Annotated in this window: 16 protein-coding genes; 12 read left to right on the forward strand and 4 right to left on the reverse strand. The window is 35.6% G+C overall.

Features of this window, described 5'->3' with window-relative positions:
- Positions 1 to 14: 14 nt before the first annotated feature.
- Positions 15 to 1,787 (reverse strand): long-chain fatty acid--CoA ligase, encoded by a 1,773-nt coding sequence (locus tag J0M15_02400; protein MBN8535877.1) that lies wholly within the window; start codon positions 1,785 to 1,787, stop codon positions 15 to 17.
- Positions 1,787 to 3,871, reverse strand: coding sequence for a serine/threonine protein kinase (locus tag J0M15_02405; protein MBN8535878.1), 2,085 nt, complete (start codon positions 3,869 to 3,871; stop codon positions 1,787 to 1,789). Before J0M15_02405 ends, J0M15_02400 begins: the two co-directional genes overlap by 1 nt.
- Positions 3,872 to 4,018: 147 nt before the next feature.
- Here J0M15_02405 and J0M15_02410 point away from each other — a divergent pair, with 147 nt between their 5' ends.
- Positions 4,019 to 4,618: a dephospho-CoA kinase gene (locus J0M15_02410; protein MBN8535879.1), complete on the forward strand. Its 600-nt coding sequence runs from the start codon at positions 4,019 to 4,021 to the stop codon at positions 4,616 to 4,618.
- Here the strand turns inward: J0M15_02410 and J0M15_02415 are convergent.
- Complete coding sequence (locus J0M15_02415; protein MBN8535880.1) at positions 4,604 to 5,014, reverse strand: hypothetical protein; 411 nt, start codon at positions 5,012 to 5,014, stop codon at positions 4,604 to 4,606. The genes J0M15_02410 and J0M15_02415 overlap by 15 nt on opposite strands.
- A gap of 187 nt (positions 5,015 to 5,201) precedes the next feature.
- Here J0M15_02415 and J0M15_02420 point away from each other — a divergent pair, with 187 nt between their 5' ends.
- A complete protein-coding gene (locus J0M15_02420) occupies positions 5,202 to 6,380 on the forward strand; it encodes a hypothetical protein (protein MBN8535881.1) in 1,179 nt (392 codons plus the stop codon).
- Between the two features lie 149 nt (positions 6,381 to 6,529).
- Here the strand turns inward: J0M15_02420 and J0M15_02425 are convergent, their stop codons facing one another.
- A complete protein-coding gene (locus tag J0M15_02425) occupies positions 6,530 to 7,111 on the reverse strand; it encodes a hypothetical protein (GenBank protein MBN8535882.1) in 582 nt (193 codons plus the stop codon).
- A 290-nt stretch (positions 7,112 to 7,401) separates the two neighbouring features.
- Between J0M15_02425 and J0M15_02430 the strand changes: the two genes are divergently transcribed.
- The 10 genes from J0M15_02430 (at position 7,402) to J0M15_02475 (ending at position 17,698) form a co-directional block, all read left to right on the forward strand.
- Positions 7,402 to 8,397, forward strand: coding sequence for an SPFH domain-containing protein (locus J0M15_02430; protein MBN8535883.1), 996 nt, complete (start codon positions 7,402 to 7,404; stop codon positions 8,395 to 8,397).
- A gap of 77 nt (positions 8,398 to 8,474) precedes the next feature.
- Positions 8,475 to 9,668, forward strand: coding sequence for a toxic anion resistance protein (locus J0M15_02435; GenBank protein ID MBN8535884.1), 1,194 nt, complete (start codon positions 8,475 to 8,477; stop codon positions 9,666 to 9,668).
- Between the two features lie 17 nt (positions 9,669 to 9,685).
- Positions 9,686 to 10,723: a D-glycero-beta-D-manno-heptose-7-phosphate kinase gene (rfaE1, locus tag J0M15_02440; GenBank protein ID MBN8535885.1), complete on the forward strand. Its 1,038-nt coding sequence runs from the start codon at positions 9,686 to 9,688 to the stop codon at positions 10,721 to 10,723.
- Positions 10,724 to 10,869: 146 nt separating this feature from the next.
- Complete coding sequence (gene rlmN / locus J0M15_02445; protein ID MBN8535886.1) at positions 10,870 to 11,982, forward strand: 23S rRNA (adenine(2503)-C(2))-methyltransferase RlmN; 1,113 nt, start codon at positions 10,870 to 10,872, stop codon at positions 11,980 to 11,982.
- Positions 11,983 to 12,002: 20 nt separating this feature from the next.
- Complete coding sequence (locus tag J0M15_02450) at positions 12,003 to 12,932, forward strand: sugar kinase (protein ID MBN8535887.1); 930 nt, start codon at positions 12,003 to 12,005, stop codon at positions 12,930 to 12,932.
- Positions 12,933 to 12,996: 64 nt separating this feature from the next.
- Positions 12,997 to 14,247 carry a hypothetical protein gene (locus J0M15_02455; protein MBN8535888.1) on the forward strand — a complete coding sequence of 417 codons (1,251 nt, stop codon included), beginning with the start codon at positions 12,997 to 12,999 and terminating at the stop codon, positions 14,245 to 14,247.
- Positions 14,248 to 14,251: 4 nt separating this feature from the next.
- Positions 14,252 to 15,364: a metallophosphoesterase gene (locus J0M15_02460; GenBank protein MBN8535889.1), complete on the forward strand. Its 1,113-nt coding sequence runs from the start codon at positions 14,252 to 14,254 to the stop codon at positions 15,362 to 15,364.
- A 92-nt stretch (positions 15,365 to 15,456) separates the two neighbouring features.
- Positions 15,457 to 16,377: a GGDEF domain-containing protein gene (locus tag J0M15_02465; GenBank protein MBN8535890.1), complete on the forward strand. Its 921-nt coding sequence runs from the start codon at positions 15,457 to 15,459 to the stop codon at positions 16,375 to 16,377.
- Between the two features lie 254 nt (positions 16,378 to 16,631).
- Complete coding sequence (locus J0M15_02470; GenBank protein MBN8535891.1) at positions 16,632 to 17,249, forward strand: sigma-70 family RNA polymerase sigma factor; 618 nt, start codon at positions 16,632 to 16,634, stop codon at positions 17,247 to 17,249.
- Positions 17,249 to 17,698, forward strand: coding sequence for a hypothetical protein (locus J0M15_02475; GenBank protein ID MBN8535892.1), 450 nt, complete (start codon positions 17,249 to 17,251; stop codon positions 17,696 to 17,698). The genes J0M15_02470 and J0M15_02475 overlap by 1 nt, the downstream gene beginning before the upstream one ends.
- Positions 17,699 to 17,741: the final 43 nt, after the last annotated feature.

Raw genomic sequence — 17,741 nt, forward strand, 5'->3', positions numbered from 1 at the left:
CACGCTTTTTATGATTAATCATAGAGGCCATCAATGATTGACTTGTATTTTTGATCTAGTAGTTTTCTTTTCACCTTTAGCGAGGGTGTAAGCGATCCATTTTCAACAGTAAAGTCATCAGGAATGATTTGATGTTTTTTGATACTTTCATGGCTCGCTAATTCCGCGTTCAAATTAATAATGGTCGTCCTAATATTGTCGACAACAAGACTATGAGAAATGAGCTCGTTCCAATCAGAGATATTAATAGCATTGGATTTTGCCCAGGCAAGGGTTTTGTCTTTGTCTAAAGTAATAAGGGCAATAACATACTTTTTTTGATCTCCATGTATCAAGGCATGTGAAATAAGAGGGTTCAATTTAAGAATTCCTTCTAGCTTTTGTGGGGCCACATATTTTCCATTTGCTGTTTTAATTAAATCTTTCTTTCTGTCGGTGATTCGCAAATCTCCCGAGGGTAGAATTTCTCCGATATCACCCGTTTTAAACCAAGATCCGTCGAAGGCTTCTTTTGTTCCCTCGGGATTTTTGTAATATCCTTTCATGACCTTTTTGCTTTTAACTAAGATCTCACCGTCCGACGCAATTTTGAGCTCGACATCGCCTATGGGAAGGCCAACGCTGCCAAATCGATAATTAAAAGGAGTATTAACACAGATAGCGGCCGTTGTTTCTGTCAGCCCATACCCTTCTAGGATGATAACGCCACAGGCTTCAAAAAACTCTGAGATGGTTCGATTTATGGGAGCGCCACCACTCACGCAAAACCTTAACCGAGTTCCAAATACGTTTTTAATATTTTTTAAGAGAATTGCCTTAGCTAACTCATAAATAAATAAATCTTTCGGCGAAATTCTTTCATTTTCTCGGTAAGCAGTGCAAACTTTTTTCCCCACATCAAGAGCCCAATGAAAGGCCCTAGCTTTATATTTATTTTGTTCAAGACTGCTTATAACAAAGGTGAAAATTTTCTCGAAAATTCTTGGAACTGCGAAAACAAAAGTCGGGTTGATTTCCGTTAAATTATTTTTAATTCTGTCAATACTTTCAGCAAAGGCCATGGTGTATCCAAAATAGCAATGAGCCCATGTTTCGATGCGACCTAATACATGAGCAAAGGGAAGAAAAGTTAAGGACGTGTCTTCGGAACTGACACCGCAAGTGGGAAAAGCCTCGCTAACTTCAGAAATGATTTGTTCATGTGTTAATAAAACGCCTTTAGGTTCTCCCGTGGTTCCGCTTGTATAAACTATGGTTGCTAAGTCAGAGGATTGAATTTTATTAATTTGATTCTCAATTCTTTTGATTTCATTCTGAGAAATTATTTTGGAAAATATATTTTCTATGGAGATAAGCTCTTTATCTACAATTGAAGCTTGTTCCATTAAAATAACTTTTTTAACATGAGGACAGTCCTTTTTGATTTTGTTCCAAGACTTCAGAGTAGTATTGTTTTCTAGAATAATGAGCTCAGCTTGTGAGTGATTGAGTATGACCTTCATTTCTTCAGGGGTTGAATTTTGATAAATAGGAATTGAGATAGCTTGTACGCACATGATAGCTAATTCAATGACAGACCATTCATATCGAGTGTTTGAAATGATAGCTACCTTAGCTGATTCAGATAAGTTTGATTCATGAAGAAATTGAGCAAACTTATAGACATCTTTTTGATAATTCGACCAAGAAATGGGTTTCCATGAGTCCTCATCCTTATAAAGGAATGCCACTTTTTGATCACGTTGCAGGAACTCTAAAAGAAAAGAGGGGAGTGTTCTCGTGGTCATTATTCAGCTTTCTTGAGAATGATTTCGATAGCTTGTTTCGTATTTTCCTTAACTAAGAGGTCTTGGGTGGCGACAAAGCCAAGTGAATTGACGACTTCCACTTTTAATTTAGTTAGTGCAGGAACTTTGATCAATTGTCTTAGCACGTACTCTGGTTTTGAAATTTTATTTATACTTATATTATACTGGGTCCCTGCATTCGGAGAATTTATGATAATGTACCCATATTTCATTTCGGTGAGAGTTTCCTTAATATTAAATCCTTTATGTGTTACGTATAATTTTTTCTCAATGGGATCATAATCTTCTTTGAAGAGTTTAAACTTAAAACTCCTTTTTGCTGGCACTTCGACCATCATTGGAGTGTAGCCAGTTTGTTTTATATCATCAATATAAACTTCAGCTAAGGGTGGATGAGTGTCTACATAGATCGAGTATTTTTCAGTGGCTGATGAATGTTGAATTGGATCATTTGAGGATTGATTTATGACATTTGTTTCTTCGGGTTTTTTTGCTATGGGAGGGTTTTTTGGTTTTGTTGTCGTTGATGCATTTGCAAAACAATATGATTTATTCCCAGCCAAGCATTTTTCAATACATTTTGAATTATTTTTTTGAGTTGAACAAGTTTGAGGATCAACCGAGACGAAAAAGTCTGTGATCAAAGTTGGTTTTTTTAAGTAAATGAAGCCACCGCCCGAAATCAAAACTAATAGCAATACAATAAAAAATGAAGAAAAACTATTCTCTTTAACTTTTGGTTCAAATCCGGTTAGTCTATTTTGTCTTTTGTTTTTCGAATCTTTGAGGTTAACCTTTTTTGTTTTGTTACCAAAGGTATTTTTTGCAAATGATTTGGTATTAATTGTTTTGTGAAAAATGGCGGATTCTTCAATTTGATTATGAGCCGGTTTTGAATGACCCATTTTGCTAGTGATTTCAGGAATTTCTAATTTATCTTCTTCGCTGATAAAGTCATTTACTTTCTCTAGTCGCACTGCCTCTGGGGCTGGTAAACGATGGAGTTCTTCAGCCGCCGAATTGAGTCTAATTTGGTATTTCTCATTCACTTTCGTGACGGATTTTTCTGTCCCCTCTTCCTCAGGAATTTGAACACTTGAAAATTCCACTAACTTCCCTTTTTGTTCAGAAAAAGAATCTGCAAAAGTATGTTTAATAAAGACACTGAAATCTTGAGGTGAAAACTCGGGATAGTGGGTATTTAAAAATTTATTTAAGTCTCTATGCAGAGCTGCGGAAGTTTGATACCTTAAATTCTTATCTTTTGCGAGCGCTTTATTGACTATTTTTTCGAGATCGGGATGAATCGCTGGATCGATTTTTCTTAAAGAAGGAATTGCGCATTCTCTTATTTTTCTAAGAATTGAGGCTTCATTATTTCCAGAGAACAATCTATCCTTGGCAAGAAGCTCCCAAAAAACTATTCCCAGAGAAAAAACATCAGTGCGAAGATCAATATGTTGACCATCGGCTTGTTCCGGACTCATGTATCCAAATTTTCCTTTAAGTGTGCCTGTTTTGGTTGATTCCAGTTGATTCTCTGCTTTGGCAATTCCGAAGTCGATAATTTTAACCTGTCCTTCGAAACTGATCATTATATTTTGTGGGCTCATATCCCTATGGGTGATATTCAATGGCTTTCCAGTGGTTCCATCGAGGCAGCGATGAGCATGATCTAGTCCGGCGGCAACTTCCTTTATTATATAAGCAACTTGATCAATTTGAAAATGGTTGGCCCGTTTCTTCAGCTCATTAATTATTTGTCTGAGGTTTCGTCCTTCCACGTACTCCATCACAAGAAAGAATTGATTTTTTTCAATGCCAAACTCATGTATATGGACCACATTGCTGTGATTTAAATTGACGGCAATTTTCGCTTCTTCTTTAAACATTTCAATGAATTCTTCATTGTCAGAATACTGAGGAAGAATTCGTTTTATGGCAACGAACTTGCTGACGCCGATGGCGCCAGTGTGCTTTGATAAATAGACCTCAGCCATACCACCTGAAGCTAATTTTTCTAATAGGATGTATTTTCCAAATCTTTCGTAACTATTTGCCATTAATTTTTCCTACTGTTTTAATTCGGTGTAATAAAAAATTTCTGAAATAAAATAATAACATAGACTAAAGTCTGAATTTGAGTTGGAGTTTTATTAGAACTATGAATTTTGACTCGACCTAGACTATGAAAGAAAAAGGAGGCGCTTTTGAAATGGATTGGAATTACCGGCTCCATGGGAACTGGAAAATCAAGTGTTGCCAAAGTGTTAAGAGAGTTGGGCTATCAAGTATTAGATGCGGATGAGCTGGCAAAAAAACAGCTTGAGATTGGTGAGTCGGGTTATTTAAAGGTTCTTGAAAGTTTTGGCACGCAGCTATTAAAATCAGACAAGACAATTGATAGAAGTAAATTGGCAAAAGTGGTCTTTAATAATAAGCATGAATTGCTTAAATTAGAAAATATTGTTCATCCTCTCATTCAAAGACAAATTCAAATTATAAAAAATGATTCTGAAAAGCATGGAGAAAAGATTTTATTTTACGATGTGCCTCTTTTGTTTGAAAAAAATATGCAGAATTCATTTGATGAAATTATTCTTGTTGTCGCTGACAATGAGGTTCAGATGCAAAGAATACAAGAAAGAAACAATTGGACAAAAGAGGAAATAAAAAAGCGTCTAGAAAGTCAAATGCCGCTAGATCAAAAAAAACTAAAATCTAAATTTATTATTGATAATAATGGTTCACAAATCGATTTAAGAAATCAAGTTTTAGGCGTCCTTTCGCAAATTTTAAAACCAAATTGAAAAATGAACTTCGTAAGAAAATCCATAAAACCCATAAAAGGTATTCAGAGTTATTAATTTCAAAAAATTATATCCAACACTCATTTTGGTATGATTGATATTAACTATGTTTGAAATTCCTTCGTTTGAGTTTATAAAATGAATCAGTCCAATCTCTATATTTTCTAGTGGGTAAAAATAAACAAGGTTTAAACTTTTAAGATCTGATCTTATCGAAATTCCAAGGTTTTTATTAAAATCAAAAAGAGCACCAATTAAATAGTATTTTTCAAATTCGATCTCTCTTTTTTGCGCGTACCCTAAAAACCAGTTTGCTGCCGATTCAGAGGTGCTAAAAATATTACCTGCAAGATAGCCAAGTTGAAGTTGTTTAGAGCTAGGAGTTACTATCTCCATTTCCTCGCCCTTAGTTTCATTTAGATAAAGATGAGGTACAGGCTTAGATGGGATAGGTTCGATCAGAGGAGCTGAATTTCCTAGGCTATACCAGACAAAAGTCAAAAAAAGTGAGAATTGTAAAAGACGCATACAAAAAAGTATAAATTGTTTTTACAATTTTTGTGAAGCTCTAGTTGGAGGAAACATGAAAATTCTTTTGTCTGTGTACTTATTGATGCTATTTGCTGCCGAAGTTGTTTTTGCTGGTTATGATGGAGTTTCATATAAAATTCATCAATCTTACTTGTCTCCAAGAGCGATGGGAATGGGAGGAGCTTTTGTTGCTGTAGCTAATGACTATACGGCAATTTATTATAACCCTGCCGGTTTAGCTTTTAGAGAAAATGGCGAGATGAACTTATCCTTTGGGGTCGGAATGACTTCCTCATTTCAAAGTTTTGGCAGTGAAATTAGCACGGCTTCAAGCACTAAAGGTAGTGAAACTGATAAGCAAAATGCGATATTTTCGGCTATTCAAAAGCAATACGGAAAATCATTTGGAGGAAGGTTCGTGGCTCCGAATGGTGTTTGGGTGGGGCAAGGCTGGGGAGTAGGGTTTATTCCAGCAGATATCTCTTTAGAGCTAACCCCAAATCAACCGGTGGCAGTGAATGCAACAATGTATTTGGACACCACTTTTTCTTTTGCATGGGCGGATACTTTTAAGGATATAGAATCTGCGAAAGTATCCTGGGGAATCACTGGCAAGGTCGTTAATCGGGGTTATTTTAGTAAGGCCATAGATGCCATTGAGCTCGCTGCAGACTCCAGTTTTGTGCAAACATCGGATCTGAAAGAAGGTTATTTTATAGATGCGGATGTTGGTTTTTTGGTGAAACCACATATCGATGATGATGGAAGCATTTTTTCATTATTAAGATTGTCCAGGCCAACTTTTGGACTCGTTGTCAGAAATATAGTTGATGCCGAAGCCATGGGTTCTTTGAAGTTATTTAATAAAGAAGCAACGTCAGCTAGCAAGCCTGAAAAATTAACTAGAGTTATCGATATTGGTTCCCGCTGGGAATACCCAAGTCTATGGATTTTTGGAGGAAGAGGAACATTGGATTTTAGGAACATTCTTCATCCTGCCTTTAACATCAGAAAAGGAACTCATATAGGATTTGAGTTCGATTGGACAATGTTCAATTGGTGGAAGGGAAATTACCGGTTTGGTTTAAATCAAGGATATTTCACAGCAGGCGCGTCGGCGCTCTTTGCTTGGTTTAATCTAGATCTAGTTACCTATGGCGAAGATGTGGGCACGTTTAATTCACCAAAGGAAAACAGAGTTTACGCTCTCCAAATGAACCTAAATTTCTAGTTAGAGCGAGCTTGAAAAGTCTTAAATCTTCGTTCTCGTCGGTCGGGCTCCCTGCGACTTGGCTGTGCCAGGTCGCAGTCGACTCCTTCCTTCGGCCTCGATTTAAGACTTTTCAAGCACGTGCCAAGCTAACTTGTTGTTTCCACAAATTACAAATTATATTTTTTTGCTCGGTCGGCAAGCTCCTGCAATTGACTCATCATCTCTTTCAAGTCTTGCTCAGAAGGAGTCTGTGAGCTTTTAATTTCATTTAAAGCAAAAGCCAATTTGTCGATTTCAGTAAGAGCTTTATCATTTAAAGAATAGAGTTCGATGGTTTTACTTAAGCGTTCCTCATAGATGGAAATTTTATTTTTAATTTCGATGATGTTTTCAGCAGGAGGATTTAGTAAAAGTTTTGATCTTAATTGTTTAATAGGAGTGGCAGAGAGAAATATATAGGAATTCGCCATTTTTTTGAAATTATCCATAAGAGCTAAGTAAATGGATTCGACAGCGGCATGATATCTTTGAAAAGTAATTTCATTTGCATTGAATTTGAGTCCTAATAGTTTCAAATAAGATTCGTATTTTGCTATTAACTCCTCATATTGAAGGTAAAGTTTTTCGCCATGTTTCTCAATATTTTCAAGAAATTGAATTTCAAAGAGTTGTTTTTGAAGGGATTTGGTTTCGGGCAACAAATTTGAAGAGTTCGAAGTTAATTCCAGTGATTTTGCACTTAATTTCATGGTGAAAAAGAGGATAAGAAATGACGCTAAAAATAGGCTTCCTAGAATAAACATGGATGAATAATAAAAAAATAGGCATCCAAGAAATAAAATCGAATAAATTATCTTGATGTTGATAAAACGCGGAGTACGAGTATTTTTTAAGCTTTTTAATTTATCCATTGCTCGAGCTTACGCTAACATAGTTGCGTGATCAACATCTGCTACGCGACCAGTTATCTGAGAGGCCTATTGATCTCTAAAAGTTTCATTGGTAATTCTAGTAGCAATCTCTTCATAGGGTGGTAGTAATGGTTTTTGGATTTTTAAAAAAACAATTAATAGATGTTATCGATTGGACGGAAGATTCGAATGGGATTCTTTCCTTTAGGTATCCAATGGAAGATCGTGAAATTCAGAATGGAGCACAACTGACCGTCAGGCAATCTCAGCTGGCTCTGTTTGTGAACGAAGGACAAGTTGCTGATTTGTTTGGTCCAGGATTGCATACGATAGCCACCAGAAATCTGCCGATGCTCACTAATTTAAAAAATTGGGAAATGGGCTTTCAATCGCCGATAAAATCAGATTTGTACTTCTTTTCAATGAAAGAACAAATCGATCAAAAATGGGGTACGGGGACGCCTATAACGGTAAGGGATAAAGACTTTGGAGTGGTAAGAGTACGTGCCTATGGTACCTACAGTTATCGAATAAAAAACCCTAAGATTTTCTTTCAAAAAATTGTTGGTTCGAGGGAAATATTTACCGTTTCAGAGTTCGAGGGTCAACTAAAGGCGAATATTTTAACTTCTTTGGCTTCTTTTTTTGGTCAGTCACAAGTGTCTTTTTTGGACATGGCTGGACATCAGGAAAAGTTTTCTGAGATGCTTCATTCAGCTCTACAGGACGAGTTTGAAAATTACGGTCTCAGTCTGGAAACCTTTCGAGTTCAGAGCATTTCCTTGCCTGAAGAAGTTCAGAGTCAAATTGATAAAATGTCATCTATGAAAATTACCGGCGATATGAAGCAGTATACTCAGTTTCAGGCGGCAGATAGCCTTGGGAAAGATCAAAGGGGTGGAGGTGCTTCTGTAGGGGTTGAAATGGCCACAGCGATGGCAATGGGGCAATCGCTGGGAGCCTCTCTTAATAAAACTTTAGGGGCTTCTGAGGTTGTTTCGGGAGCTGGAAATGATGAGATTTTTAAGACCATCAATCAACTTCATGAGCTCAAGACTAAGGGGATTATCAGTGAGCAAGAATTTGAAAGTAAAAAAACAGATTTGTTAAAAAAGATAACCTAAAATAATGCAAACCCAAAACCCTAAGCCCAAAAAACAAAACTAAAAAACAAAAAAAGAAACTAAATGGAGTCCATTAAATGGAAACAAAAACTATACAAAAAAATGAATTAGACACTTTACTTTCTGTGGATCAAATAAAAAAAGACTTGGTTCTTCACTCTCCCCAGGAAGTTCAAGGAAATTTGCCAGGGGGCTCTGATTTGGATCAAAAGGCAGCCCAATTTGTAGATAAGATTTTAAATTTAAATCCTCAAGATTATAAGAATAAAGAGGAACAAAAAAATGCAGTAGATACCTTTGGGCTGGATTTACAAAAGGAAGCTGCCAAAAAAAGTGAGCTATTAAAGCAACCTGTAAAGAAATTGTCAGATCGTTCGGCCGAGGGGGGCGATGTTGCCAACTCTCTCATTAATTTAAAGTTAAAAGTGGAAGAACTGGACCCCTCAAAGTTTAGCTTTGAAGAAGGCTGGGTTTCTAGAACTCTTGGCTTTTTACCAGGGGTGGGGAATCCTTTAAAAAAATATTTTTCTAAATTTGAATCAGCCCAAGATGTGATCGCTGCTATTATTAAATCATTGGAAAGCGGAAGGGACCAACTAACTCGAGATAATATCACTTTAGTAGAAGATCAAAAATCGATGCGAGAAATTAGTGACAAGCTTGAGAATATGATAAAATTCTCTCAAGTTATTGATCAAAAATTAGTGTACAAATTAGAGCGGGAAGTGACTCCTGCCAGTGAGCAACACAAGTTTTTAAGTGAAGAGATTTTATTCCCTCTTCGTCAGCGTGTGATTGATCTTCAACAACAAATGGCAGTAAATCAACAAGGAGTCATTGCTACCGAAATTATTATGAGAAACAATAAAGAACTTATTCGTGGTGTGAATAGATCATTGAATGTCACCGTGAGTGCGCTTCAAGTTGCTGCCACGGTAGCCATGGCCTTGGCAAATCAAAAAATTGTTTTAGACAAAATAAATTCGGTTAATCAAACGACTAATGATTTGATTGCAGGGACGGCCGTGAGACTTAAAACTCAAGGTGTTGAAATTCAAAAACAAGCCTCGAGTGCCAGCCTTAATATGGATACCTTGAAAGTTGCTTTTCAGGATTTGAAAATAGCAATGGATGATATTGCGCAATTTAGACAGAAGGCTTTGCCTCAAATGGCAGAGGCTGTTTTGCAAATGAACAAGCTGACCGATGAAGCGCAACAAACGATAAAAAAGATGGATAAAGGAAACGAATCCCAGAATATTTCGACCTAATGCCTAGTGAAGGATTTATGAAATCACCTTATCAGATTGAAAAAGTAGAATTAGATGATTTATTAAAAATGCAGTTGCTAAAAAAGCTCGACCAACTGGCGCATAAGAAAATCTTAGTTGTCGGGGATGTGGGAATTGATGAGTATATCATTGGTACGGTTAAAAGAATCAGCCCAGAAGCACCAGTGCCTGTTATCGACGTAGAGAATGAAGAAAAGCGCCTGGGTTTAGCGGCCAATGTGGCGCAAAATATTGTTAGCCTTGGTGGCCAAGTTTCTCTGCTTTCTGTCGTTGGCAAAGATTTTGGTGCTGATCTTTTAAAGAGTATTTTTGATGAAAGTCATATTCCTTGGATGGATATGATTGTGGATTCGCAACGTCCAACAACCAGAAAGACCAGAGTCATGGCTGGTCCCCATCACATTGTTCGAATTGATTACGAGTTAAAGAAATACATCTCTAAGGAAGTGCAAAAGGCATTATTTGGAAGATATCAAGCTATTATTAAAGATTATGACGCTGTTATTTTGGAAGATTACGCTAAAGGTATTTTTTCTATAGATCTGATGCAAAATTTGATTGAAACAGCTCACATAAATCACAAAAAAGTATATGTGGATCCACATCGTTCGAACCCATTAAGTTTTTATCAGCACTGTGATTTATTCAAACCCAACTATGATGAAGCTTTGATCTTAGCAGGTATGGATTTTGACGATTTAAGGGAAAATCCGGATAAAGTTTATATTGTTGGCAGAGCTTTGCAGCAAAAGCTTCAATCTCCTCGAATAGTACTTACTCGAGGAAAGGAAGGCATGACTATCTTCGATAAAGATAAAATAATTGAGGTTCCAACCTATGCGAAAAAAGTTTTCGATGTGACAGGGGCGGGAGATACAGTGATTGCGACCCTTGCTTTATCGCAAGCCGCTGGTTTTACCGTAACAGAGTCCTGCGTTTTAGCAAATATTGCCGCTGGAAATGTCGTGGGGAAGATAGGTTGTGTCCCTTGTGATTTGGGCGAAATGAAAGAGGCCATAAGTCATTTTTTATAGATTCCAGTTAAGGATTGTAGCCAAATGGTATACCTTTTTTTGTAACAGGCCCTAAAGTCCCTAACTGTCGAGTTTTCTTGCGAGTAATTTCTTTAAGCCTTTGATAAAATCTGGATTTTTTATTAAAATAAGGGCATACACAATGCATGTTTAATCAAATTGAAAGTAAACGAAATTTTTATTCCATGAATTTATCCGATCTAGAGGCTTTATTTAAAGTTCATGGAAAGGAAAAATTTAGGGCTCAACAGTTATTTAAATGGGTCTACGAAAAACGAATTACAGAACCTGAATTGATGTCCAATCTTGCAAAAGATTTTCGTAAGGAATTAGATCAGTACATGGATTTCAATATGCCCAAGTTAGCTCAACATTTAAAAAGCGTTGATGGCACTCAAAAATTTTTATTTGATATTGGCGATATGAAAACCGTTGAGGCGGTGCTGATCCCCTCAGAAGAACGGCTCACGCTATGTATCTCTTCAGAGGTCGGCTGTAATATGGGTTGTAAATTTTGTTTCACTGGAAAACAAAAATTACAGAAACGACTGAAGGCCGAGGAAATTGTTGGGCAATTTATGCTGGCTCAAGATCTCATTGGAATTGAAAATCGAATTACAAATATGGTTTTTATGGGAATGGGTGAGCCCTTGGATAACTCGGATGAGGTGTTTAAAGCTATTGAAATAATTCACTCTCCATGGGGGATGAATTTTTCAAGAAGAAGGGTCACGGTTTCAACTTCTGGCATTGTTCCTGAGATGTGGAAAATAGCTCATCATAAAGTACGGTTAGCCGTGAGTTTAAATGGTTATGATGATGAAAGTAGATCACAAATAATGCCAATTAATAAAAAGTATCCGTTGAAAGAATTATTTGAAGCTTGTCATGAATACGTGAAGCAAACAAAAGACAGAGTGACCTTTGAATATGTTTTGCTGAAGGGGATAACGGATCAAGTAGAACATGCCCGAAAGTTATTCCAATTAACCAAATCCATACCTTGTAAAATTAATATCATTCCATTTAATGAGCATCCAGGTTCTGGTTTTGAACGGCCGTCAGATAATCAAATTTTAAAATTTCAAAATGAGTTAATCCAATTGGGGGCACATGTTCTTTTAAGAAGAACCATGGGAAGAGATATCTTTGCGGCCTGTGGCCAGTTGCGAAGTGAATTTGATAATCACCCAAAACAGATGGATGTTTCAAATTCTAAATTAACACGTACATTGCATTTAAAAAATATAATCAATTAGGAGAAATAGGAGAAATCAAAATGTCATCTTTGCTCGTTGTCGGGTCTTTAGCTTACGATACAATTAAAACTCCATCTGGATTTGTGGCCAAAACTCTGGGTGGCTCTGCAAATTATTTTTCATTAGCAGCAAGTTTATTTACGCAAGTAAGAGTCGTTGGGGTTGTCGGTGAAGACTATGAAGATTTGGATAAAGAATTGTTGTTAAAAAGAAATGTGGATTTGTCTGGAGTTGAAAAAATGAAAGGAAAAACTTTTCATTGGGAAGGAAAGTATGAGGGTGATTTAAATGAGGCTGAAACATTAAAAACTGAATTAAATGTTTTTGAACATTTTAACCCTGTATTGCCTCCAGCCTTTAGAAAATCAGAATTTGTATTTTTAGCAAATATTGCTCCAGAACTTCAGCTTCAAGTTTTAGAACAAATTGAATTTCCAAAATATATTGGAATGGATACGATGAATTTTTGGATTCACTCTAAAAAAGATAAATTAAAAGAAGTTTTAAAAAAAGTGGATGTTATTCTTATTAATGAAGGAGAGTCTGATTTATTGACAGAGTCTTCAAATGCGATTCAGGCAGCTCCCAAGATTGCTGAATTGGGCCCTAAAATGATCGTCATTAAAAGAGGCGAATATGGTTTTGTATTGTATTCAAAAGACTTTGGTTATTATTTGCTTCCAGCGGTGCCTATTTCAAATGTCGTTGATCCAACGGGTGCCGGTGATACCTTTGCTGGTGGTTTTTTTGGTTATCTTGCCCAAAGAAATACATTGCCTCATTTTGATCTAATTAAAAAAGCCTGTGTCGTCGGGACCTTGTGCGCGAGTTACACTATTCAGGACTTTGGTGTTAAGGCTTTAGCAAAAATGACTATAGAGAGTCTGCATCAGCGGTTAGTCGAGTATAAAAAGTCTGTCCTTATCGACGACAATTTGTTTCATTTTTGATAATACAGTCCGTAACGAAACAAATGACTCAAGTAGTATTGATTTAAGTCCGATAAGTAGCTGAATGAACAAGAAAATAGTTAAGAAAGAAGTTTCTGCTGCCGATGATTTATTTAGCTCATTGTTAGATGACGTTGGTAATTTTGATGGACTCACTTCTGAGGCTACCGAGTTTCCTGATGCCAAAAAAGCTCTTGAAGATACTGTTTATGGATACTCTTCAAAAAATGAAGAAGTTAGCCCAGATATATTAATTCCCAGTTTTAAAGATGAAGATCCTAATGGACTGCCTAATCTAAATGATCTAAAGTACGATGGACCAGAAAGTGATGATAACTTTCTTGATCAGATCATGTTTAATCTTTCTAATTCTAACGATCCTAACGATTCCAATGATGAAAATAAAAATCTTCCTGTAAAAGATAAAGTCTCGATAACCTTTGATAAAGTCAATAATGCAAATAAGGCGGATCAACTTCCTGGAATCTCTGAAAAATTAGATAGCACAGAAATTTTTTTTCCACCTAAACAGGAGGAGAAATCTTCAATTTTACCTAGGGATATTGAAAAGACAATTGCCGTTACAAGGTTCGCACAAAGACAGCAAGAGCATTTAAATGACAAAATTAATCAGGAAATTCTTACTTCTGCGGGTGAAGATAAAGTTTTTGTAATGCCATCAAAGGCCGGGAAATTTAATTCAAGTCAAGTATCTATAGACGCAAGTTTGGCTCAATCTGAAAGTCTTCGCATTGCTCAGAATAGAATTATTGATTTAGAAAAAGAAATCGAGAGATTACGTCAAGAAAACGATGAACTTTTAACAGCGTCAGAAATTATTAGAAATAAATCAGAAGAATTTACAATTAAAATTTCTCAATTGGAAAAAGAAAATTTAGAAATTAAGTCAGACTTAAAAAATGAGATTTCTTTATTGAAAGGAAATTTAATCTTTAAAGAAAGTGAAAATACAAGACTTCAAGAAAAGAATGAAGAATTAGAGCTGAGAATTAAAAATGATTTCAAGAAAATTCGCGTGAGAGAGCGTGAACTGGAAAATAGACTAGAGCTAATAAAAATAGAGAAACAGGCTGTCATTAAGTCTAAGGATGATTTGTTACTAGAATTACAAAGAAAGAACGATATTTCTAAGTCGGAGCTTGAAACGTACAGAAATAAGGTCCAAGAGTTAAATAAAAGTATAGAATCTTATAAAAATCAAATTAAAATAACAGTAAGAACTTTGCGCCTGGCTTTATCCCATGTGGATGATAAAGGCGAGAACGAACCAGTTCACTACAAAAAAGCTACCTAACAGAATGAATGCGATGGAAGAAGAAGCAAAATCGTTACCCAAAAAAGCAAAGGTGATTATTAGTAATTTACACCTAGGCAAGGGAAGATTTTTAGAAAGTGGCGGACTAAACTCTTTAGAAGAATTCTATTATGGTGATAAGTTAGTTGAATTTTTAAACTATTACTCAACGGGAATTTATAAGGACCATGAAATCGAACTCATTTTAAATGGAGATTTTTTAAATTTTTTACAGGTAGACTATAAAGGCCATTTCCTTACGGTGATAACAGAACCAATTTCTCTAGAAATTTTAAAGAAAATAATCAAAGGACATCAAAAAGTTTTTGATGCGATGTCAGCATTTGCCACCAAACCACATAAATCGGTTACCTATATCATTGGCAATCATGATCAATCAATGCTTTGGCCTTCCTGCCGGTTGTATCTTAATCAGGTTATTGGCGCTCCTATTAGATTTAAAAATATTATTTATTTTTTTGATGGTTTTCATGTTGAGCATGGACACATGCACGAGGCGGCAAATAAGTTTGACCCTAAGAAGTTTTTTTTAAAAAAAAACTTAGCTGAGCCAATCCTAAATCTTCCTTTTGGAAGTCATTTTTATGTGGAATTAGTTCTTTCAATTAAAAAGAAATTTCCATTCATAGATAAAATCAGGCCTTTTTCAAAAATGATAAATTGGATTTTTTTTCATGAGACTAAATTGTTTTTTAAATCTTTTTTTTCAACTCTTATTTTTGTAATAAAAATTTTATTTGTTAAAGATCGAAGAAGACAGTGGTCGCTAAAAAATACACTTAAAATTATTTTTCAAAGTGCTGTTTATCCAGACTTAATGGGATCTGCAAAGAAAATTTTAAAAAACGACAGAGTCCATACCGTCATTTTTGGTCATTCTCATATTTATCAATACCGACAATGGAGATCTGAAAAAGAATATTTTAGCGTCGGAACCTGGACGGAGCTAACCTCATTGGATATTGTTTCTCTTGGGAAGATATCAAAATTAACTTATGTTTTAATTGACTATCCCGAAGACGGCGTAAGGCCTCGAGCTCGACTAAAGGAGTGGAAGGGTTACTATCGAATAGAAGAAGATGTAGCCATCTCTTAACTAGCCTCGAGTCTTTGGAAGGTGATTAGGGCCCGTCTAGGAGGGGCTTTAAGTTTATTGAATGGCATTTATTTTAAAGGTATGATTTTCGTATGGGGCATGGTAAGGATGATGTAAATGAAAAAACCGTTGTGGCTTCGGACACAACGCTTAAGAAGGAATTGTCTGCAACAGATAGCGCTCCGCCTGTGTTTGTTGTTTTGATTGGCCCTCCAGGCTATCAAGGAAAACAATGGAATTTGCATAATGGATTTGTTGTGGGAAGGGCCATTGAATCCAATATATTTATTGACGACAAAAGTTTATCTAGGTCACACGCTCGTATTGATATTAAGGGGAATAATATTTATGTCATAGATTTGGGATCTACGAATAAAACCTTTGTGAATGGGCAGGTGTTGCCACCAATGGCTCTTTGTGAATTAAAAAATAATGATCAAGTCAAAACAGGCAATGTCATTTTTAAGTATCTAGAAACAGGAAATATCGAAAGTCTAACAACCCAAGCTTTATTTGAAAAAGCAACAAAGGATGCATTAACAGGAACGCATTCGAAGGGCGCCTTATTAGAAAAGGGCCCAGAGTCAGTTAAGCGATCTGATATATTAAATGAACCGATGAGTATTATTATTTTTGATATCGATTTTTTCAAAAAAATTAATGATACTTATGGTCACCCTTGTGGAGACTATGTATTAAAAGAATTAGCGAAGGTCGTTACTTCAAAATTGATTAGATCCAATGATTTTTTTGCTCGGTATGGGGGCGAAGAGTTTGTTCTTATCTTAAATGGGACGGAAAAAAGAATAGCTACCGAAATAGCTGAAAGAATACGAGCTACAATTCAAAATCATGAATTTGTTTTTGAAAATAAAAAGATACCCGTGACGGTTTCATTGGGGATTACGGCTAAAACTTCTTTAGACACTCAGTGGACAAATATCTTAGATAGAGCTGATAAAGCTCTTTACACCTCAAAACAAACAGGTAGAAACAAAGTAACTGCGGCTTAAGGTCGTTTTGACCCTGTCAATAAATCACACAAATTTAAAATCTGAAATAGTGCTAATAAGTTTTATTTATACCCTTACTATCAACTCGGTTTTATTAGATTTAGATATCAATCTTAAAATGGTCTTAGTCCTCATGTGAAAAATTGGAGACAAATTGACAATAGAATTCCTGGCCCTTCTGTTGCTTAATAAGTACGCATGGGGGATTTGTTTTTAAACGATTAACCTTTTTTAAAAAGAAATGAGTCAGATATATGGAAAAGGAATTTATAATTTCAACAGATCTAGAGTTGATAAAGGAAGTTAGGGATGGGAATAGGAAAGCCTATTCAGAACTAGTTAAACGGCACCAAAAGGTATTATTAAGAATGGCGCTTAGATTTGTAAAGAGCTTAGATTTAGCTGAAGATGTGGTACAAGAGAGCTTTATAAAGGCCTATGAAAAACTTAACTTGTTTGAAGGAAGATCGAGTTTTAAAAGTTGGTTGTTTCAAATTGCCGTGAATACTGCCAAAAATAAATTAAGAGATAATAAAAGAAAAACAACAGATATTGACACGGTACAGATGGCCGTAAGTGCCATAGCAGAAACAAGTTTGGTACAGGCCGCACTGGCATCGCAAATTCAAGAAGAGGTTGATAAGTTACCTTTAAAACAAAAAACAGCTCTTATTCTCAGAGTCTATGAAGATTTGAGTTTCAAAGAGATTTCAGATATTATGGATTGTCCTTATGATACAGCAAAGGCCAACTATAGACATGCTTTGTTGAAGTTAAAAGAAGTGTTTGAACAAAGAGAAGATTTAAAAGATTGGAATGATTCATTTAATGGGCATCTTGCAGATATGGTTCAATATGCGGAGGTGGACTAATGGAATTATATGAAGTTGAAAGAGCTATTAAAAAATCAAATTTTTATGCTACCGAAATACCCTTGCCTCATGAGGACAAATATTATCAAGACTTTCATGATAAAATTATGTCCTCTATAGGAAATGCAGAAATAAAGCCCCGATCGTATTTTCAAAATAAAAAAGATCTGTTAAAAAGGCATTGGCGATTTTATTTAGTGATGTCGTTTCTGAGTTTGGCAACTTTGATTTCATTTAATATGGCTAAAAAGATTTCTTTCAGTTTTTTACAGAATAGTCATGTGATTAAAAGCTCCCAAAATGAGGATCAAATTATTTCATTAATAAAGTCCTCTCCAGAAATGCTGACAGAAACGGTGCTGAGTTATAAATCGGAACAGGAGTTTATTGCTGAATCAGTTTTTTTCCAAGATGAAAGTATAACTAAAGAGTTGTTCAATTCATTATAATCTACTATTTTCTTCTCACCTAAGGTACTTTTTAGTAGGAGTT

The sequence above is a fragment of the Deltaproteobacteria bacterium genome (genome assembly GCA_017302835.1).
Lineage (GTDB): Bacteria > Bdellovibrionota > Bdellovibrionia > Bdellovibrionales > Bdellovibrionaceae > UBA2316.

Bases quoted from the DNA above. Each gene is read 5' to 3' on its own strand.
- J0M15_02460 (MBN8535889.1), top strand. From the start codon at position 14,252: ATGAATGCGATGGAAGAAGAAGCAAAATCGTTACCCAAAAAAGCAAAG.
- J0M15_02455 (MBN8535888.1), top strand. From the start codon at position 12,997: ATGAACAAGAAAATAGTTAAGAAAGAAGTTTCTGCTGCCGATGATTTA.
- rlmN (MBN8535886.1), top strand. From the start codon at position 10,870: ATGTTTAATCAAATTGAAAGTAAACGAAATTTTTATTCCATGAATTTA.
- J0M15_02450 (MBN8535887.1), top strand. From the start codon at position 12,003: ATGTCATCTTTGCTCGTTGTCGGGTCTTTAGCTTACGATACAATTAAA.
- J0M15_02465 (MBN8535890.1), top strand. From the start codon at position 15,457: ATGGGGCATGGTAAGGATGATGTAAATGAAAAAACCGTTGTGGCTTCG.
- J0M15_02470 (MBN8535891.1), top strand. From the start codon at position 16,632: ATGGAAAAGGAATTTATAATTTCAACAGATCTAGAGTTGATAAAGGAA.
- J0M15_02430 (MBN8535883.1), top strand. From the start codon at position 7,402: ATGGTTTTTGGATTTTTAAAAAAACAATTAATAGATGTTATCGATTGG.
- J0M15_02435 (MBN8535884.1), top strand. From the start codon at position 8,475: ATGGAAACAAAAACTATACAAAAAAATGAATTAGACACTTTACTTTCT.
- J0M15_02400 (MBN8535877.1), bottom strand. From the start codon at position 1,787: ATGACCACGAGAACACTCCCCTCTTTTCTTTTAGAGTTCCTGCAACGT.
- J0M15_02475 (MBN8535892.1), top strand. From the start codon at position 17,249: ATGGAATTATATGAAGTTGAAAGAGCTATTAAAAAATCAAATTTTTAT.
- J0M15_02405 (MBN8535878.1), bottom strand. From the start codon at position 3,871: ATGGCAAATAGTTACGAAAGATTTGGAAAATACATCCTATTAGAAAAA.
- J0M15_02415 (MBN8535880.1), bottom strand. From the start codon at position 5,014: ATGGAGATAGTAACTCCTAGCTCTAAACAACTTCAACTTGGCTATCTT.
- rfaE1 (MBN8535885.1), top strand. From the start codon at position 9,686: ATGAAATCACCTTATCAGATTGAAAAAGTAGAATTAGATGATTTATTA.
- J0M15_02425 (MBN8535882.1), bottom strand. From the start codon at position 7,111: ATGAAATTAAGTGCAAAATCACTGGAATTAACTTCGAACTCTTCAAAT.
- J0M15_02420 (MBN8535881.1), top strand. From the start codon at position 5,202: ATGAAAATTCTTTTGTCTGTGTACTTATTGATGCTATTTGCTGCCGAA.